Raw genomic sequence first — 16,683 nt, forward strand, 5'->3', positions numbered from 1 at the left:
GCATGCTGTCGCTTTACGTCGACACCCCTGTTGCCGAGGGCCACGCTTCCCTCTCTGGACACACGCTCATGAGCCACTCTCTCGCCTCGCCTCGCCCCCCGGGCCTTGCGCTCGGCCTTGCCGCCATCGCCGCCCTGCTCGGCCTGCTGTCGCCGCATGCGCCGGCCCAGCCGACCGGCGACCGTCCGCTCACCCCGGTGATCGGCGCCCAGGCCGAGCGCAAGGCCTGGTCCGACCCGCTGGCATCGCTGGGCACCCTCTCGGCCAACGAAAGCGTGACGCTCTCGGCCACGGTCACCGACACGGTATCGGCGATCAACTTCGAGGGCGGCGAGCGGGTCAAGCGGGGCGAGGTGCTGGTCGAGCTGTCCGATGACGAGGAGCAGGCCGCGCTGCGCGAGGCCCAGGCGCTGCGCGTCGAACGCCAGAACGCCGTCGACCGGCTTTCCCAACTGCAAAGCCGCAACCTGGCGCCCCGCGCCGATGTCGAGGACAGCCGCGCCCAGCTGCAGCAGGTGGACGCCACCCTCCAGGGACTGCGGGCCCGGCTCGAGAACTACCGGGTCAAGGCGCCCTTCGACGGCGTGGTCGGGGTACGCGACATCAGCGCCGGCAGCCTGGTGACCCCGGGCACCGAGCTGGTCACCCTGGACGACATGTCGCGCATGAAGCTCGACTTCGAGGTCCCCGAGGTGCAGCTGGGCTCGCTGGCCCGGGGGCTCGCCCTCAGCGCCACCACCGCGGCCTATCCGGAACGGGTGTTCGAGGGCGAGGTGGCCACCGTCGATTCCCGGGTCGACCCGGTCAGTCGCAGCGTCGCGGTGCGCGCCCTGCTCGACAACCCCGAGCGCCTGCTGCGGCCCGGCATGCTGATGCGCGTCACCCTCGACCGGCGCCCGCGCCAGGCACTGGTGATCCCGGAATCCGCCGTGGTCGTGGAGGGGCGTTTCCAGCGCGTGTGGGTCATCACCTCACGGGAGGACGGCACCGTCGAGCGCCGCGACATCACCGTGGGGGCCCGTCGCCGCGGCGAGGTGGAGGTCACCGAGGGCCTGGCGGCGGGCGACCTGGTGGTCAGCCACGGCGCCGACCGCCTGCACGCCGCCGCCCGGGTCCGGCTGATCGGCATCGAAGACGACTCGACCAGCATCAGCGATATCCTGCGGGCCGACCGCCAGGGAGATGACGCCTGATGCGCCTGTCCGACGTCTCCGTCCAGCGCCCGGTGCTGGCCATCGTCATGGCGGCGCTGATCGTCGCCTTCGGCCTGCTGGCCCTCACCCGCCTGCCGCTGCAGGAGTATCCCACCATCGACCCGCCGGTGGTCAGCGTCAGTACCGACTACCCGGGCGCCAACGCCGAGGTGGTCGAGACCCGCATCACCCAGGTGCTGGAGGAACGCATCGCCGGCATCGCCGGCATCGAGGTGATCTCGTCCTCCAGCAGCGACGGCGAATCCGACATCAACATCGAGTTCAGCCTCGCCACCGACGTCGACGCCGCCGCCAACGACGTGCGCGACCGCATCTCCGGGGCCGCGGACAACCTGCCCGACGAGGCCGACCCGCCCGAGGTGCGCAAGGAGGACACCAGCTCCGAGGTGGTGATGTGGCTGATGCTCTCCGGGGAGGGCTACACCACCGCCGAGCTCACCGACTACGCCGAGCGCTACCTGGTCGACGGCTTCTCGGTGCAGGAGGGCGTCTCGGGGGTGTTCGTCGGCGGCGGCCGGGAATACGCCATGCGCGTATGGCTCGACAGCGATGCCCTGGCCGCTCGTGGGCTCGCGGTCAGCGACGTGGAGGACACCCTGCGCGAGGAAAACGTGGAGCTGCCGGGCGGCGCCGTGGAGTCCGCGGATCGCCAGTTCATCGTGCGCCTGCCGCGCAGCTTCGCCACCCCGCAGGACTTCCGCGAGCTGGTGCTCGACCGCGGCGAGGACGGCTACCTGGTGCGCCTCGCCGACGTGGCCCGGGTCGAGCTGGGGACCGTGGAGGAGCGCTCGCTGTTCCGCGGCAACGGCGAGACGGTAGTGGGCCTGGGCATGGTCAAGCAGTCCACCGCCAACGTCATGGCGCTATCCGAGGCGGTGCGCGCCGAGATGGAGCGCGTGGCGCCGAGGCTGCCCGAGGGCATGAGCCTGTCGCTCAACTACGATGCCTCCAACTTCGTCTCCGATGCCATCCGCCAGGTGGTGACCACCCTGCTGATCGCCATCGGCCTGGTGGTGGTGGCGATCTTCGTGTTCCTCGGCAACCTGCGCTCCACCCTGGTGCCGGCGGTGACGGTGCCGGTGACCCTGATCGGCACCTTCGCCGCCCTGGCCGCCATGGGCTTCACCATCAACCTGCTGACCCTGCTGGCGCTGGTGCTGGCGATCGGCCTGGTGGTGGACGACGCCATCGTGGTGCTCGAGAACATCCACCGGCGCATGCACCTGTATGGCGAGACGCCGCTGGTAGCGGCCTACCGCGGGGCCCGCCAGTTGGCCTTCGCGGTCATCGCCACCAGCCTGGTGCTGATCGCGGTGTTCGTGCCGCTGAGCTTCATCCAGGGCGACGTGGGCAAGCTGTTCACAGAGTTTGCGCTGACCCTCTCGGCCGCGGTGGCCATTTCCACCCTGCTGGCGCTGACCCTGACGCCGATGATGGCCTCCAAGATCCTCTCGTCGCACCTGCACGAGGGTCGCCTGGCCCACTGGGTCGACGACGGCCTGCACTGGGCCCAGGGCCTCTACCGCCGCTGCCTCGAGGCGGTGCTCGCGTTGCGCTGGCTGGTGGTGGCCGGCTTCGTGGCCCTGCTCGCCGCTCTCGCCTGGCTCTATCCCCAGCTGCCCGCGGAGTACACGCCGCGGGAGGATCGCGGCACCTTCTTCGTGCTGATCAACGGCCCGCCCGGCGCCACCTTCTCCTACATGGAAGACTACATGGACGAGGTCGAGGCCAGGCTGCTGCCGCTGCGCGAGGACGGCGAGGTGGAGCGGGTGTTGATCATCTCCCCCCGGGGCCGGGGCAATACCGAGAACTTCAACTCCGGTTTCGCCATCGTCGGCCTCGCCGACTGGGCCGAACGCCGCCCGGCCTGGCCGATCATGAACGAGGTGCGCCAGACCCTGGCCGAGCTGCCCGGCATTCGTGCCTTCCCGATCATGAGCCAGGGCTTCGGCGGCGGCAGCGAGCAGGGCGTCCAGTTCGTGCTGGGCGGCGGCAGTTACGAGCAGCTGGCGGCCTGGCGCGACGCCCTGCTGGCGCACATCCGCCGGGACAATCCGGGGCTGCTCAACCTGGAGAGCGACTACGAGGAGAACCAGCCGCAGCTCAGCGTCGACATCGACTACACCCGGGCGGCGGACCTCGGCGTCACCGTCAGCGAGATCGGCAGCACCCTGGAGACCCTGCTGGGCGGGCGCACCGTTACACGCTTCACCGACCAGGGCGAGGAATACGACGTCATCCTCGAGGGCGAGCGCGGCGCCACGCCGACGCCGAGCGCCCTGGAGAGCGTGCGCGTGCGCTCGGCGCGCACAGGCGAGTTGATCCCGCTGTCGAGCCTGGTCGAGATCGAGACCTACGCCGGCCCCGGCGAGCTCAATCGCTACAACCGGCTGCGGGCGATCACCGTCCAGGCGGACCTGGCCGACGGCTACGCCATGGGCGAGGCGCTGGCGTACCTCGAGAACGCCGTGGACGAGGTGCTGCCGCCGGGCGTGCAGACCGACGTCAAGGGCGCCGCCCGTGACTACCGCGAGTCAAGCGGCGCCACCACCTTCCTGCTGGTCCTCGGCATCCTGGTGGTGTTCCTGGTGCTGGCCGCCCAGTTCGAGAGCTTCATCCACCCGCTGGTGATCATGCTCACCGTGCCGCTGGCCATCGGCGGCGCCCTGCTCGGCCTGTGGCTGACCGGGCAGTCGCTGAACATCTACAGCCAGGTCGGCCTGGTGATGCTGGTGGGGCTGGCGGCCAAGAACGGCATCCTGATCGTGGAGTTCGCCAACCAGCTTCGCGACCAGGGCACCGCCTTCCGCGATGCCCTGCTGCGCGCCGCCATGACCCGGCTGCGCCCGATCGTCATGACCTCGGCCACCACCATCGCCGGCTCGGTGCCGCTGATCCTCTCCAGCGGCGCCGGCGCCGAGACGCGCCTGGTGATCGGCACCGTGATCTTCACCGGGGTGGCCGCGGCCACCTTCTTCACCCTGTTCGTGGTACCGGTGGCCTATGACCTGCTGGCGCGGCGCACCGGCTCACCCGGCGACGTGGCCCGCCGCCTGGAGCACGAGATGGGCGAGGCGCCGGCCCGGCATTGAACCTCCGCCTGGCCCGGCGTCATTCGGCGCCGGGCCCGACCCACATGAAGGGGTTGTAAGCCACCTCCCAGAGGTGGCCGTCGGGGTCGGCGAAGTAGCCGGAATAGCCGCCCCAGAACACCGCCTGGCCCGGCTTGACCAGCCGGGCTCCCGCGGCCACCGCCAGGGCCAGCACGTCGTCCACCTCGGCTTCGCTTGCCACGTTGTGAGCCAGCGCCACGCCGCGAAACCCCTCGCCATCGGCACTGACCCCGGCATCCTCGGCCAGCGCCTCTCGCCCGTAGAGCCCCAGCCAGGTGCCATTGAGGGGAAAGAAGGCCACACTCGGTGGCGATTCCATCCGCTCCCAGCCCAAACCCTCGGCATAGAAGCGCACCGACCGCTCGAGATCGGCGACACCCAGTGTGATCATGCTGATGCGCGCTTGCATGGCGTTCTCCGTAGACGTGTCGCTTAGTGTAGGCGCCTGCAGGGACTATGCTCCTAGAAGGGAGCCGCAACACTGCATGGAGGAGGATCCACAATGCTCGAACTCCTGCCCCCGGGCGCCGATCACGTGGTGGCGATGAAGATCAGCGGCCGGGTCACCGCGGCGGATCTCCAGGTGGCCATCGATGCCATCGAGGCCGTCAAGAAGACCCAGCCCCGTGTCAGCCTCTACACCGAACTCGACGAGATGCGCTGGATGACCTTCACGGCCTTTCTCCGCGACCTGGGCTATGGCCTGACCCAGGTGGGCGACCTCGACCGCTACTACCGGGCCGCGGTGCTCAGTGACAAGCACTGGGTGCGCCACCTCGCCCGGCTGGAGAACCGGATGTTCAGGCGCATGGACGTCCGCGCCTTCTCGGTCCGCGACAAGCCCAAGGCCCTGGAATGGGTGCGCCACCCGCCCGAGCTGCCCGCCGCCAACCCCGCGTGAGCCCTGCCCGAGTCGAGCAGAAGCACGAAAAAATGCCCCCCGGCGGGGGGCCAAACAGGGAAATATCGGGGCCTGATATGGCGGATAGCGAAGAGGAGTCGCCCGCATCGGGCCCCGCAAGGGGCACGGGGCCTCGGTCGATGTACCAACCTTGGCCAATGGGCCCTCGCCTATCGACGCACCGGTCTCGCGAGGAGACCGCTGACCCGACGCCAGCGAGACGCCACGTGTGTAAGCTTGAGCCTAAACCCGAGAAGGGGCCGCATGGCATTGGCGACGTCGCGCGTACGACATCGACAACGCGACATCGAGGCAACTGGCGTGCCCGAGATCAGTTACTCGCCGCGAAGCCGTCGTCTCTGACGGACACGCACTTGGGACGAGGCCGCCTCGTCCTCCCGGGATTCGCCATTCAGTGAACCCGCACATGAAAATTCCGACATCGCCTATGTCCGCCTCTTCGCCGGTCCACGAGGCTGAAGGTGTCGTAGCTCATGCGGAGAGACCGGGATGCAAGGAATTGAACTGAGCCCTTCCCCATTGGGCCACTGGATGCTGATGTGTTCATGCGGCGCCACCGAGCTACGCTCCCCCCAGGGGCCAAACTGGTCGAGATTCGAGCTCAGGCGCCTCGATGCGGATCACTACCGGATCACCTGCGTCGCCTGTGGCCAGGTCACGCAGCGCTACTGCCTCGGAGATGGGGAAGCCGGCACGCAAACGGGGTGAACGCAGCCTGGCGTCGGTCTCCGGCGGCTCGCTCGCCGACACGCGGGTCGAGCACATCGACCAGGCCGACGAGAGTGACCTCAACTTCCTGACCCGGCTCGGCGAGCGCTTCGACGCCACGCTCTGGCTGATCACCGAGGTGGAACACTCTCTGGGTGACAGCGGCTTCGGCACGCGGGTGCAGTGTGAGGTGAAAGGCAGCGCGGGTTGGGCCACTCAGGCAAGCACCCCGGCATAAGGCCGGGGGCACAATGGGTCAAGCGGGCACGCCATTAGTCGTCCTCCCATCTCTCGCGCCGCTCTTCCCAGCGCTCCCGCTCACGCTCTCGCAGCTCCTCTCGGCGTTCACGCTCTCGCTCTATGCGTTCATATTCACGCTCTCGTGCCTCTTCCCAGCGTTCCCGTTCACGCTCCCGGCGTTCTTGTTGCCACTCACGCCGACGTTCCCATCTGTCATCGTCATCCCAGTCACGATGCTCCCAATGACGGTCGCGGTGGTATCGGTCATCGTCAATGACAATGGCCGGTACCGTATTGATTCGCGCAGGCTGATAGCTGCACCCGACCAGGGCAGACATGGCGATAGAGCACAATAGCAAGTGAATCAGACGCATAGAGGCCCCCTTGGCGATATAGAGCGGCAGGCTTAAGCATCAGGCTAGCAACAAGCGCCGTGCTATCCCTGTGGCGAAAGTGCGACAGTCGATGGCAATGCTATGGAAGACATGACGGCGACCCAAAGCCAGATGCTGTCGCTCGGCATGGTGCAGCTGCGCTGGATCGCCAACCATGTCGGCCACTCCCACGTCACCATGGTTCAGCGGCGATATGGCAAATCGATTCATGCCGGCGGGTAGGACGTGCCAACCATGATCGAGAAGCTCCTGGGTCTATAAGCATCCCCAGGATTGTTCCCAAAATCGTTCCCAAAGGCCAAAAACGAAGAAAGGGAATCAACCTAGCGGTTGATTCCCCTTCAAAATTCTATGGCGGAGGGGGAGGGATTCGAACCCTCGAAGCCTTTCGACTTACACACTTTCCAGGCGTGCTCCTTCGACCACTCGGACACCCCTCCGCATTGTGGTTCTCGAATCGATGGCGCCTTGCCTTCCCCTCGAGAACGGCGCATATATTATCGCCTTAAGTCCGCGAATGCAAGCCGTTTTTTGGTTGGCCAGGCGATCGCATCCGCGGCAACGCCCTACTCTGCCGGCAGCACCGCGTAGTCGCCATGAGCCTCGAGGCACAGGGTATCACCGCACCATAGGCGCTGGACCAGGGCGATACGTCCCTTGCCACGCTGGGCCAGGCGATCGTCCAGCCTTGCCGGGCCCTCCTCGGCCTCGGGGGTGCACACCAACCGGTAGTGGCCGGTGACCGGCGCCAGGAAACGCTGGCCGGCCTCGGCCACCACCACATCGCGCTGGAGTCCGTGCCGGCGCAGCCAGAGCGTCGTCCAGCACCAGCCGAGCAGCGTGGTCTGGGCGGTCAGGGAGCCGCCGAAGCCGGTGCCCTTGTCGTTGAGGTTCGGCGAGAGCCCAAGCCGCCATTCGAGGGCATCGCCGTCACGGCGCATCGCCTCGATACCGAGATGCCGGACCAGGGGTATCGCCTCGCCAAGCCAGGCCAGGAAGGCCGCCGGATCATCCTCGTCGCCCGGCGACGGCAGCGCCAGGCGGGGATGGGGAATGCCAGGTTCGCGCACGGTCAGTCCCAACGCTCGACGAAGGCGTCGATGTCATGCTCGGGCACCGGCCGATGGCGCCCACCGAGCTGGCCAACATAGAGGAAGGCGACGAGTTCATCGTCCTCGGCCAGCCCGAGCCCCTTGCGCACCGTGGGATCGAAGGCGTACTTGCCGGTGCGCCACATGGCACCAAGCCCCTTAGCGTGGGCCGCCAACAGCAGACCGTGAGCTGCACAGCCGGCGGAGATCACCTGCTCCACCCGCGGGACCTTGGGCTCGTCCGGGGTCACCTTGGCGATCACGGCGATGATCATCGGGGCGCGCTTGGGTTTCTTGCGCGCGGCGTCCAGCACGGCATCCCCGGCATGAGGGTCCTCGCGGAATTCGGCCTCGGCGAACAGTTCACCGAGCCGGTCGAGGCCCTCGCCGGAAAATTCGATGAACCGCCAGGGCCTCAGCTCCTTGTGGTCCGGGGCCCTCAACGCCGCCCGGTACATCGCCTCGAGCTGTTCCGGACCGGGGGCGGGCCCCATCAGCTTGCCCATGGAACTGCGTTCGTGAAGCAGCGTCATCGCATCCATCAGGGTCTCCTTGCCAGGATTCAAACGAGAAGAGTTCTCGTCACTCTATCAAGCCAGCCATTCGCTGTCGCGCCGGCCTTGCCGTCCCGACTCGCCTACTGTCTCGACAGGCGAAGGGGCGTCGGCGGCCGCTCGCCGGGCGTGCCGCGCCAGGGGCTGATATCGAGCCCGCCACGGCGTACGTAGCGCGCCAGCACCAGCAGCCGCTCGGGCTGAGCCTTCTCCATCAGGTCCATGAAGATGTGCTCGACGCAGTGCTCATGGAAGTCTTGATGCTGGCGATAGCCGATCAGGTAGCGCAGCAGGCCGTCACGGTCGAGGCGCGGCCCACGGTAGCGGATCATCACGCTGCCCCAGTCGGGCTGGCCGGTGACCGGGCAGTTGGACTTGAGCAGGTGCGAGTTCAGCGTCTCCTCGACGATCGCGTCGCCGACGTCCAGGTGCTCGGCGCTGGGCGTGTAGTCCTCGACCTCGATGTCGCGGTCGTCGATGCACTCCCCCGGCAGGCGGCGCGGAGCGAGCGCTTCGTCGTCGACGCCAAACAGCTCCACGGTCACCGGCGCCCCGGCCGAGGCGGCCAGGTCGCGCTCCATGATCGCCTGGACCTCGTCCCGGGAGGCGAAGCGAGTCTGATTGAAGCCGTTGAGGTAGAGCTTCCACGACTTGGACTCGATCAGCCGCGGCGAGTCCGCCGGCAGCCGGAAGCGCGCCACGGCGACGATGGGCTTGCCGCGGGCGTTGAGCCAGGAGACCTCGAAGGCGTGCCACTCGTCCTCGCCGACGAACGGCAAGGCGCCCTCCTCGATGCCCAGTGGCGCACGGTTGGCGGCGCGGGCAATCGGGTAGAGCAGCCCGGCATCGTAGTGCTCCGGGTAGGCGGACTCGCGGCCCAGCGGGGCCTCCTTGAGCGTCTCGGGGCGTTCGTGTGTCATGGTCAACTCCTGATGCCCTTGCCGTTGTCGAGCATCCACAGGGCGATGCCGAACAGTACCACGATGAAGCCGAGGATGGCGGCCAGCGCCCAGCCTACCGGGATGTCGGAGACGCCCAGGAAGCCGTAGCGGAAGACGTTGACCATATAGAGGATCGGGTTGAGCATCGAGGCGCCCTGCCAGAAGGCCGGCAGCAGCGAGATCGAGTAGAACACCCCGCCGAGGTAGGTCAGCGGCGTCAGCACGAAGGTCGGCACGATGGAGATGTCGTCGAACTTCTTGCCCAGCAGGGCGTTGATGAAGCCGCCGATGGCAAACAGTGCCGCGGTGAGCACCACCACGCCGATGGTCAGCAGCGGATGGGCCACGTCGATGCGGGTGAAGAACAGCGACACGCAGGTGACGATGACGCCCACGCCAAGGCCTCGGGCCATGCCGCCCAGCACGAAGCCAGACAGGATGACCCAGTTGGGCATCGGCGAGACCATCATCTCCTCGACGCTGCGCTGGAACTTGTTGGAGAAGAAACTCGAGGCCACGTTGGAGTAGCTGTTGGTGATCACCGACATCATGATCAGCCCGGGCACGATGAAGTCCATGTAGCTGTAGCCATCCATGGCCCCGATGCGCGAACCGATCAGGTTGCCGAAGATGATGAAGTACATCGTCATGGTGATCGACGGCGGCAGCAGGGTCTGCGGCCAGATGCGGGTGAAGCGCTTGATCTCCTTGACCACGAGCGTCCACAGGGCGATGGCGATCTGGCTCGGGTTCATCCTTTTACCTCCGCGTTCTGCTTGGCCGGCTGCTGGCTGCTCTCGACCATCGACACGAACATCTCCTCGAGTCGGTTGGCCCGGTTGCGCATCGACACCACCGCGATGCCCTGCGCCCCCAGGGCGTCGAAGACGTCGTTCAACCGCTGGCCGCGATGGACCACGACCGCCAGTTGGGCGTCGTCGACCTTCCTGAGGTCGAAGCCCTCGACCACCGGCGCCGCCTCGACCGGATGCGCCAGGTCGAGCAGGAAGGTCTCGGTATCCAGCTCGGCAAGCAGCTCGCGCACGCTGGTGTCACGGATGATCTCGCCGTGATTGATGATGCCCACATGCCGACACAGGCTCTCGGCCTCTTCCAGGTAGTGGGTGGTGAGGATGATGGTGGTGCCCTCCTGCTCGTTGATGCGGCGCATGTACTCCCACATGCTGCGACGCAGCTCGATATCGACGCCCGCGGTCGGCTCGTCGAGGATCAGCAGCTTGGGGCGATGCATCAGGGCGCGGGCGATCATCAGCCGGCGCTTCATCCCGCCGGAGAGCATGCGCGCGCTGCCGTTGCGCTTGTCCCACAGCCCCAGATCGCGGAGCAGTTCCTCGGCGCGCGGCAGGGCCTCGCGGCGCGACATGCCGTAGTAGCCGGCCTGGGCCAGCACGATGTCGATCACCTTCTCGAACTGGTTGAAGTTGAACTCCTGGGGCACCACGCCCAGATGATACTTGGCGCGGGCGAAGTCCCTGTCGATGTCGATGCCGAAGATCGAGACCTCGCCGGCGGTCTTCTGCACCAGCGAGCAGACCACCCCCAGAGTGGTGGACTTGCCCGCCCCGTTGGGGCCCAGCAGGGCGTAGAAGTCGCCCCTGGCGACGTCGAGGTCGATGCCCTTGAGGGCCTGAAAGCCATTGCCGTAGACCTTGGTCAGGCCACGAATGGACAGAGCCGGTTCGGCCATGAAAGATCCCGTCCAGAAAATGAATGTCGTGCCACGCCTGCCCGCATCAGGCGGGCAGGCTCGCCATGCAGCACGTGGGCGCTATGAGATGGGGGCGCCATGACGCAATTCAAGCGATGGCCGGGGCCTTCCGCGCCTCGGCACGTCCGGCCCCGAAGGCGGCGCTCGCCCATCTTACGTCATTGGCCTGACGGTTCGCATGCTAATCGGAGACGCGCCCGTCGACCGGGCCGAGTTGACCCCGCGACGCTGGGTCTCTAGGCTTGAGCGCATTCCTGGGGGAGTCCTGACGGACTGAGACTCCGTCGCCGCGTGAACGCCACGCGACGACGGTAACCCTTCGAACCTGATCCGGATCATGCCGGCGAAGGGAAGGAAGTGCCATCTGCCCACGCTTCTCACCCAACGCATTCGCGCCCTCTCGCAGCGGCGCTTGGCATCGTGCCGGGCGTTTCCACGCTAGGGAGAACGTAATGCTCGCGACCGCTAATGCCCTCTGGTGGCTCACCGCCTTCGCCGTCCTGTTTGCCGTGCCGGGCATGCTGTATGCCCGCCGCCGCCAGGAGAACCTGGAAGACTTCATCATCGCGCGCAACAGCCAGGGCGCCACCGCCACGGTGCTGACGTTGATGGCATCGACGATGGGTACCTGGATCCTGTTCGGCCCCGCCCAGGCGGCCACCTGGGGCGGCCTGGCCGCGATTGCCGGCTATGCGCTGGGCTCGCTGGCGCCGCGGCTGGTGATGATTCCCCTGGGGCGGCGCCTGCGCGAGCTGTCCCCGAGCGGCCACTCGCTCACCGAATTCGTGATGAGCCGTTACGGGCGCCCCATGTACGCCTTCACCCTGGCCATCATGCTGTTCTACCTGTTCATCTCCCTGGCCGCGGGGATCACCGCCATCGCCAGGATGGTCGGGCTGCTGGCACCGGTCCCGCTCTGGGCGACCAGCTCAGTGGTGATGGCCGCCACCCTGCTCTACACCCTCTACGGCGGCCTGCGCGCCTCGATCTTCACCGACAAGGTACAGATGCTGGTGATCATGCCGCTGCTCGCCACGTTGCTGATCTTCGGCTGGCAGGCCGCCGGCGGGGTCGGCCCCACCCTCGACGGCCTCGCGACCACGGCGCCGCAGCTACTGGACATCACGGATCCGGGCGGGCTCGAGGCCGGCCTCACCTTCTTCCTGGCGGTGATGCTGACCGGGCTCTTCTACCAGGGTAACTGGCAACGCGTGTATGCCGCCCGGAACAACCGTGCCGTGCGCCTGGGCTTCCTGCTCGGCGGCCTGCTGAGCGCACCGATGATCTTCGTGATGGGCCTGTTCGGGCTAGCGTTCGTGGGGCTGGGGCTGCCCGGCGACGGCTCGGTCGCGCTGTTCAGCGTGCTGCTGGCCGATATCCCCGGCTGGTTCGCCGTAGGCTTGATCTTCCTGGGCCTGGCACTGGTCATGAGCAGCGCCGACACCACCATCAGCGCCGCCTCGAGCATGATTGCCGTCGACGGCGGACGCCTCCTGCCCCGGGCCAGCGATCAGCAGTTGATGCGCCTGTCGCGCTGGCTGATCCTGCTGCTGGCGCTGCCGGTGACCTTCGTGGCTGCCCAGGGCTACAGCGTGCTGTACCTGTTCCTGCTGGCCGACCTGCTGTGCTGCGCGGCCGCGTTCCCGGTGTTCTTCGGACTCTTCAACCGCGGCTTCGACGGGCGCGCCGCGGTGCTCGCCACGATCAGCGGTCTAGCTGCCGGCCTCTCCCTCTTCCCGGCCCCGGGCGACGCGTTGAACACGCTGATGGCGTCCTTCCTGCTCGCCACCTTCGCCCCGGTCGCCACGGGCTTGGCGCTGCTGGCGCTGCTGCCGGCGAAACGGCGCTTCGACTTCACGGTGCTGAGCGCCGGCGCCCGACGCTTCGAGGGGTAATGCTCTCCCAGCCGACAGGCGAACGCCCCTGCCAAGGGGCGTTATTTCACCGGCCGCTCGAGGCCGAGGTGGCCGCGCAGCGTGGCCGACTCGTACGCCTCGCGGAACAGCCCGCGGCGCTGCAACTCCGGCACCACGTGATCCACGAAGTCCTCGATCCCCGCGGGTAGTGACGGGGGCATCAGGTTGAAGCCATCCGCCCCGCGCCCGCGGAACCAGCGCTCCATCTCGTCGGCGATGCTCTCCGGCGTGCCAATCATGGTGCAATGGCCGCCACCGGCGGCCAGCCGCCCCAGCAGCTCGCGCAGGGTGGGCCTTTCGCTCTCGATGATGCGCAGGATGGTGGCGTAGCGCCCCTGCGGGCCGCGGAACTCGGCCAGCGGCGGCAAGCTCGGCACCGGCGCATCCAGCTCCCAGTCGCTGCAGTCCTGATCGATGAACAGCCCCAGTTGACGCAGCGAGGCCGCCACCGGCAGGCATGCGTCTAGGGCGCGCTGCTTGGCCCTGGCCTCTTCCATGGTGGAGCCGACGTAGGTGACAAGCCCCGGCAGGATGGGCACCGACGCCTCGCGGCCGGCCGCCTTCACCCGCGACTGGATGTCGCGGTAGTAATCCTGGGCGGTCTCGAGGTCGTAGGCGACCGCGTAGATGGCCTCGGCGTAGCGGGCCGCCAGGTCGCGCCCCTGCGACGAGGAGCCCGCCTGCACCAGCACCGGATGCCCTTGGGGCGGCCGCGGCAGGTTCAGGGGGCCGTCCACCAGGAAGTGCTCGCCGTGGTGATGAATCTTGCGCACCTTGTGCGGATCGGCATAGCGCCCCTGCCGGTCGCGCTCGATGGCATCGTCGGCCCAGCTGTCCCAGAGGGCCAGCACGGTTGCGACGAACTCCTCGGCACGGGCATAGCGTTCGGCGTGGCCGGGCATCGCCGGATAGCCGTGATTGCGCGCCTCGCTGTCGAACATCGAAGTCACCACATTCCAGCCCACGCGTCCGCCGGAGATGTGGTCCAGCGAGCCCACCAGCCTGGCCGCATGGAAGGGGCTATAGAAGGTGCTCGAGATCGTGCTGATCAACCCGATTCGCCGGGTCGCCCGGCTCATGGCAGAGAGCGCGGTCAGCGGCTCGAGATGCCAGTGAAAGCCATCCTCAACGCTGCCGGCGCTCATACCGTCGGCGAAGAACACCGCATCCAGCTTGCCACGCTCGGCGGTGCGCGCCAGCGACTCGTAATAGGCGATGTCACCGAGTCGCTCGGCACAGGAATCGGGGTGCCGCCAGGCCGCGCGATGGTGGCCGCAGCCCATGACGAACAGGTTGATGTGCAGTGTCTCGTCGGGGTTGCGCGACGTCATCAGCCTTTCACCAGTCCGCCATCGACGATCAGGTTCTGGCCGGTGACCGCCCTCGCCCAGGGCGAGGCGAAGAACAAGGCCGCGTCGGCGAACTCCTCCGGCGTGGTCACCCGACGCAGCGGCGTGTTCTGCGCGATCAGCTCGAAGACCGCCTCCGGGGTCGCGCTCGACGCATCGGTGGTGCGCAGGAGACCGCCGGAGATCATGTTCACGGTGATATTGTCGGGCCCCAGGTCATGGGACAGCGTGCGGGTCAACGAGAGGAGCGCGGCCTTGCCGGCGGTGTAGTCGTGATAGGGCACCACCGGATTCTGGAACAGGTTGGTGCCGATGTTGAGGATGCGGCCGCCACCGCGTTCGCGCATGCCGGCAAGCGCCGAGCGGATGGTATTCAGCGCCCCTCGGTTGACGCCCTCGATCTGCTGGTTGAGGTGCGCCCAGTCGAGCGCGTCGGCGTGGGGACGCGCATCGCCGTTGAAGGTGAACGCGGGCAAGGCGTTGTTCACCACGGTGGTGATCGGTGCACCGAAGTGGCTGCGCGCCCGCTCGAACAGCGCGGCGACCACCTCGGCCTCCCGCACATCGGCCTGCACGGCCAGGGCCCGCTGCGGCGCTTCCCTCACCAATGCCTCGGCGGCCTCGCGACTCTGGAAGTAGTTGATCACCACCCGGGCCCCCTGGGCGAGAAATGCACGGGTCAAGTGCTCACCGAGGCCGCGGGCACCGCCGGTGATGAGCACCACCTGCTCGTCGATCGGGAGGGAGGAAACAGCCATGGGGTGGGACTCCTTTTACGCGGCAAAGGGCGCCGCGCTGGAGCCGGCCGACATCCCTTCGCCAGTGTGAGCTGGATCAGGTTCAACGGGTATCATCTCAGCGGCGGCTGCCGCACCCCGTGTCTTGGCCGCACCATAGCGCATTCGCGCGCGCAATGACAGTCGGCCCCGCTTGGCGGCGTCGACGGTCGTGAAAGAAAGGGGAAAGGACTAGAGCGAGAAAAGTGACACGATTAAGATCGGCACACCGGATCGCGGCGTGAGCCTTGGCCAAACCGATTGAAGCACTGGAATCGAATGGAGCGGGAAACGAGATCGATGGGGCGGCCATCCGCCGGGCCGGCGCACCGGATCGTGACCCGAGCCTTGGCCAAACCGATTGAAGCACTGGAATCAAATGGAGCGGGAAACGAGATCGATGGGGCGGCCATCCGCCGGGCTGGCGCTCCAGCTCGTGACGGGAGCCTTGGCCTGACCGGTGAGGAAAACCTTTCGAATGGAGCGGGAAACGAGATTCGAACTCGCGACCCTCGCCTTGGCAAGGCGATGCTCTACCACTGAGCTATTCCCGCTTACAGGAGGGAGACGATGCGAAGTGGCGTCCCATAGGGGGTTCGAACCCCTGTTACCGCCGTGAAAGGGCGGTGTCCTAGGCCACTAGACGAATGGGACGCATGGAGCGGGAAACGAGATCCGACCGGGCTGGCGCACCAGCTCGCGACCCTCGCAGGCCCTACTCTAAGTCCATCAACCCGAAGGAAAATGGAGCGGGAAACGAGATTCGAACTCGCGACCCTCGCCTTGGCAAGGCGATGCTCTACCACTGAGCTATTCCCGCAGGTCTCGCATTGTCAAACACCGGAAGTGGCGTCCCATAGGGGGTTCGAACCCCTGTTACCGCCGTGAAAGGGCGGTGTCCTAGACCACTAGACGAATGGGACGCATCATTACCCCAAAGGAGCAATTGGAGCGGGAAACGAGATTCGAACTCGCGACCCTCGCCTTGGCAAGGCGATGCTCTACCACTGAGCTATTCCCGCGCTCCGGCATCTCTTCGAGAGGAGTGGCGTCCCATAGGGGGTTCGAACCCCTGTTACCGCCGTGAAAGGGCGGTGTCCTAGACCACTAGACGAATGGGACGCTGTGTCTCGCCTCGTCGAGATGGCGCGTATAGTACTGACAGGCCGGGAAAGTGTCAAGCGCGGTCGATCCCCGGAGCGCCAGCGTTGGTAGCGGGGGTGGAAAAAATGCCGCCCCTGGATGTCACAATGAGGTGCGGCGCCCGCGACGCGACTAAGGAGAGAGAGGCCATGCGCAAGAAGATCGAGAAGAGCGATGCCGAATGGCGTGAGCAGCTCACCCCCGAGCAGTATCAGGTGACCCGGGAGAAAGGTACCGAACGCCCCTTCTCCGGCGACTACCGGGTCAGCGAGGAGCACGGCATCTACCACTGCGTGTGCTGCCATGCCCCGCTGTTCGAGAACGAGCACAAGTTCGACGCCGGCTGTGGCTGGCCGAGCTTCGACCGACCGCTGGCCGCCGGCTGCGTGGAACAACAGGATGACTCGAGCCACGGCATGCAACGCACCGAGGTGATCTGCGCTCGTTGCAATGCCCATCTGGGCCACGTCTTCCCCGACGGCCCGACCGAGACCACCGGCCAGCGCTACTGCATCAACTCCGTGGCCATCGACTTTCACCCCGGCGAATAGTCGAGCGCCCCACCCTGAGGCGGTCGGCCATCTGCTATGAT

Annotated in this window: 15 protein-coding genes, 7 tRNA genes and 2 riboswitches; of the genes, 7 read left to right on the forward strand and 15 right to left on the reverse strand. The window is 67.0% G+C overall.

Annotated elements, in window-relative coordinates; translation table 11 throughout:
• The first annotated feature begins 68 nt into the window (after positions 1 to 68).
• Both ACXAFN_RS00535 and ACXAFN_RS00540 read left to right on the forward strand, forming a co-directional pair.
• Positions 69 to 1,193, forward strand: a complete 1,125-nt coding sequence (locus ACXAFN_RS00535) for an efflux RND transporter periplasmic adaptor subunit (RefSeq protein ID WP_474985279.1) — start codon at positions 69 to 71, stop codon at positions 1,191 to 1,193.
• Positions 1,193 to 4,306, forward strand: a complete 3,114-nt coding sequence (locus ACXAFN_RS00540) for an efflux RND transporter permease subunit (protein ID WP_474985281.1) — start codon at positions 1,193 to 1,195, stop codon at positions 4,304 to 4,306. Before ACXAFN_RS00535 ends, ACXAFN_RS00540 begins: the two co-directional genes overlap by 1 nt.
• Positions 4,307 to 4,325: 19 nt before the next feature.
• On the opposite strand, the gene ACXAFN_RS00545 is transcribed toward ACXAFN_RS00540, so the two are convergent.
• Entirely contained in the window at positions 4,326 to 4,736 is a 411-nt protein-coding gene (locus tag ACXAFN_RS00545; RefSeq protein ID WP_474985283.1) for a VOC family protein, read from the reverse strand.
• 93 nt (positions 4,737 to 4,829) lie between these two features.
• Between ACXAFN_RS00545 and ACXAFN_RS00550 the strand changes: the two genes are divergently transcribed.
• From ACXAFN_RS00550 to ACXAFN_RS00560, 3 genes are all read left to right on the forward strand, one after another.
• Positions 4,830 to 5,228 carry a SpoIIAA family protein gene (locus ACXAFN_RS00550; RefSeq protein WP_474985285.1) on the forward strand — a complete coding sequence of 133 codons (399 nt, stop codon included), beginning with the start codon at positions 4,830 to 4,832 and terminating at the stop codon, positions 5,226 to 5,228.
• 634 nt (positions 5,229 to 5,862) lie between these two features.
• Entirely contained in the window at positions 5,863 to 6,195 is a 333-nt protein-coding gene (locus ACXAFN_RS00555) for a hypothetical protein (RefSeq protein ID WP_474985286.1), read from the forward strand.
• Positions 6,196 to 6,673: 478 nt separating this feature from the next.
• Positions 6,674 to 6,814 carry a hypothetical protein gene (locus ACXAFN_RS00560; RefSeq protein ID WP_474985287.1) on the forward strand — a complete coding sequence of 47 codons (141 nt, stop codon included), beginning with the start codon at positions 6,674 to 6,676 and terminating at the stop codon, positions 6,812 to 6,814.
• 130 nt (positions 6,815 to 6,944) lie between these two features.
• Here the strand turns inward: ACXAFN_RS00560 and ACXAFN_RS00565 are convergent.
• The 6 genes from ACXAFN_RS00565 to ACXAFN_RS00590 form a co-directional block, all read right to left on the reverse strand.
• Positions 6,945 to 7,032, reverse strand: a tRNA-Ser gene (locus tag ACXAFN_RS00565).
• A gap of 126 nt (positions 7,033 to 7,158) precedes the next feature.
• Positions 7,159 to 7,662: a YiiD C-terminal domain-containing protein gene (locus ACXAFN_RS00570; RefSeq protein ID WP_474985289.1), complete on the reverse strand. Its 504-nt coding sequence runs from the start codon at positions 7,660 to 7,662 to the stop codon at positions 7,159 to 7,161.
• A gap of 2 nt (positions 7,663 to 7,664) precedes the next feature.
• A complete protein-coding gene (locus ACXAFN_RS00575) occupies positions 7,665 to 8,225 on the reverse strand; it encodes a nitroreductase family protein (protein WP_474985290.1) in 561 nt (186 codons plus the stop codon).
• 95 nt (positions 8,226 to 8,320) lie between these two features.
• Positions 8,321 to 9,157: an NADPH-dependent 7-cyano-7-deazaguanine reductase QueF gene (gene queF, locus ACXAFN_RS00580; RefSeq protein ID WP_474985291.1), complete on the reverse strand. Its 837-nt coding sequence runs from the start codon at positions 9,155 to 9,157 to the stop codon at positions 8,321 to 8,323.
• Between the two features lie 2 nt (positions 9,158 to 9,159).
• Positions 9,160 to 9,933: an ABC transporter permease gene (locus ACXAFN_RS00585; RefSeq protein WP_474985292.1), complete on the reverse strand. Its 774-nt coding sequence runs from the start codon at positions 9,931 to 9,933 to the stop codon at positions 9,160 to 9,162.
• Positions 9,930 to 10,886, reverse strand: a complete 957-nt coding sequence (locus ACXAFN_RS00590; RefSeq protein WP_474985294.1) for an ABC transporter ATP-binding protein — start codon at positions 10,884 to 10,886, stop codon at positions 9,930 to 9,932. Before ACXAFN_RS00590 ends, ACXAFN_RS00585 begins: the two co-directional genes overlap by 4 nt.
• Positions 10,887 to 11,153: 267 nt before the next feature.
• Positions 11,154 to 11,276, forward strand: a riboswitch (TPP riboswitch).
• 83 nt (positions 11,277 to 11,359) lie between these two features.
• Here ACXAFN_RS00590 and ACXAFN_RS00595 point away from each other — a divergent pair.
• Positions 11,360 to 12,802 carry a sodium:solute symporter family transporter gene (locus ACXAFN_RS00595; protein WP_474985295.1) on the forward strand — a complete coding sequence of 481 codons (1,443 nt, stop codon included), beginning with the start codon at positions 11,360 to 11,362 and terminating at the stop codon, positions 12,800 to 12,802.
• A 41-nt stretch (positions 12,803 to 12,843) separates the two neighbouring features.
• On the opposite strand, the gene ACXAFN_RS00600 is transcribed toward ACXAFN_RS00595, so the two are convergent.
• The 8 genes from ACXAFN_RS00600 to ACXAFN_RS00635 all read right to left on the reverse strand — a co-directional run bounded on the left by ACXAFN_RS00600 (position 12,844) and on the right by ACXAFN_RS00635 (position 16,070).
• On the reverse strand, positions 12,844 to 14,154 hold the full coding sequence (locus ACXAFN_RS00600; RefSeq protein WP_474985296.1) for an LLM class flavin-dependent oxidoreductase: 1,311 nt from the start codon (positions 14,152 to 14,154) through the stop codon (positions 12,844 to 12,846).
• On the reverse strand, positions 14,154 to 14,930 hold the full coding sequence (locus tag ACXAFN_RS00605) for a 3-oxoacyl-ACP reductase (protein WP_474985297.1): 777 nt from the start codon (positions 14,928 to 14,930) through the stop codon (positions 14,154 to 14,156). Before ACXAFN_RS00605 ends, ACXAFN_RS00600 begins: the two co-directional genes overlap by 1 nt.
• A 36-nt stretch (positions 14,931 to 14,966) precedes the next feature.
• A riboswitch (TPP riboswitch) is annotated at positions 14,967 to 15,060 on the reverse strand.
• A 367-nt stretch (positions 15,061 to 15,427) separates the two neighbouring features.
• Positions 15,428 to 15,502: transfer RNA gene (locus ACXAFN_RS00610), tRNA-Gly, on the reverse strand.
• Positions 15,503 to 15,526: 24 nt separating this feature from the next.
• A tRNA-Glu gene (locus ACXAFN_RS00615) sits at positions 15,527 to 15,602 on the reverse strand.
• Between the two features lie 91 nt (positions 15,603 to 15,693).
• Positions 15,694 to 15,768: transfer RNA gene (locus tag ACXAFN_RS00620), tRNA-Gly, on the reverse strand.
• A 27-nt stretch (positions 15,769 to 15,795) separates the two neighbouring features.
• A tRNA-Glu gene (locus tag ACXAFN_RS00625) sits at positions 15,796 to 15,871 on the reverse strand.
• A gap of 24 nt (positions 15,872 to 15,895) precedes the next feature.
• Positions 15,896 to 15,970, reverse strand: a tRNA-Gly gene (locus tag ACXAFN_RS00630).
• 24 nt (positions 15,971 to 15,994) lie between these two features.
• Positions 15,995 to 16,070: transfer RNA gene (locus ACXAFN_RS00635), tRNA-Glu, on the reverse strand.
• 170 nt (positions 16,071 to 16,240) lie between these two features.
• On the opposite strand from ACXAFN_RS00635, the gene msrB reads away from it, so the two are divergent.
• Positions 16,241 to 16,642 (forward strand): peptide-methionine (R)-S-oxide reductase MsrB, encoded by a 402-nt coding sequence (gene msrB, locus ACXAFN_RS00640; protein WP_474985298.1) that lies wholly within the window; start codon positions 16,241 to 16,243, stop codon positions 16,640 to 16,642.
• Positions 16,643 to 16,683: the final 41 nt, after the last annotated feature.

This window comes from Halomonas sp. ABH4_019, from assembly GCF_056159885.1.

Bases quoted from the DNA above. Each gene is read 5' to 3' on its own strand.
- ACXAFN_RS00560 (WP_474985287.1), top strand. From the start codon at position 6,674: ATGGAAGACATGACGGCGACCCAAAGCCAGATGCTGTCGCTCGGCATG.
- ACXAFN_RS00585 (WP_474985292.1), bottom strand. From the start codon at position 9,933: ATGAACCCGAGCCAGATCGCCATCGCCCTGTGGACGCTCGTGGTCAAG.
- msrB (WP_474985298.1), top strand. From the start codon at position 16,241: ATGCGCAAGAAGATCGAGAAGAGCGATGCCGAATGGCGTGAGCAGCTC.
- ACXAFN_RS00600 (WP_474985296.1), bottom strand. From the start codon at position 14,154: ATGACGTCGCGCAACCCCGACGAGACACTGCACATCAACCTGTTCGTC.
- ACXAFN_RS00535 (WP_474985279.1), top strand. From the start codon at position 69: ATGAGCCACTCTCTCGCCTCGCCTCGCCCCCCGGGCCTTGCGCTCGGC.
- ACXAFN_RS00590 (WP_474985294.1), bottom strand. From the start codon at position 10,886: ATGGCCGAACCGGCTCTGTCCATTCGTGGCCTGACCAAGGTCTACGGC.
- ACXAFN_RS00540 (WP_474985281.1), top strand. From the start codon at position 1,193: ATGCGCCTGTCCGACGTCTCCGTCCAGCGCCCGGTGCTGGCCATCGTC.
- ACXAFN_RS00575 (WP_474985290.1), bottom strand. From the start codon at position 8,225: ATGGATGCGATGACGCTGCTTCACGAACGCAGTTCCATGGGCAAGCTG.
- ACXAFN_RS00550 (WP_474985285.1), top strand. From the start codon at position 4,830: ATGCTCGAACTCCTGCCCCCGGGCGCCGATCACGTGGTGGCGATGAAG.
- ACXAFN_RS00605 (WP_474985297.1), bottom strand. From the start codon at position 14,930: ATGGCTGTTTCCTCCCTCCCGATCGACGAGCAGGTGGTGCTCATCACC.
- ACXAFN_RS00555 (WP_474985286.1), top strand. From the start codon at position 5,863: ATGCGGATCACTACCGGATCACCTGCGTCGCCTGTGGCCAGGTCACGC.
- queF (WP_474985291.1), bottom strand. From the start codon at position 9,157: ATGACACACGAACGCCCCGAGACGCTCAAGGAGGCCCCGCTGGGCCGC.
- ACXAFN_RS00545 (WP_474985283.1), bottom strand. From the start codon at position 4,736: ATGCAAGCGCGCATCAGCATGATCACACTGGGTGTCGCCGATCTCGAG.
- ACXAFN_RS00595 (WP_474985295.1), top strand. From the start codon at position 11,360: ATGCTCGCGACCGCTAATGCCCTCTGGTGGCTCACCGCCTTCGCCGTC.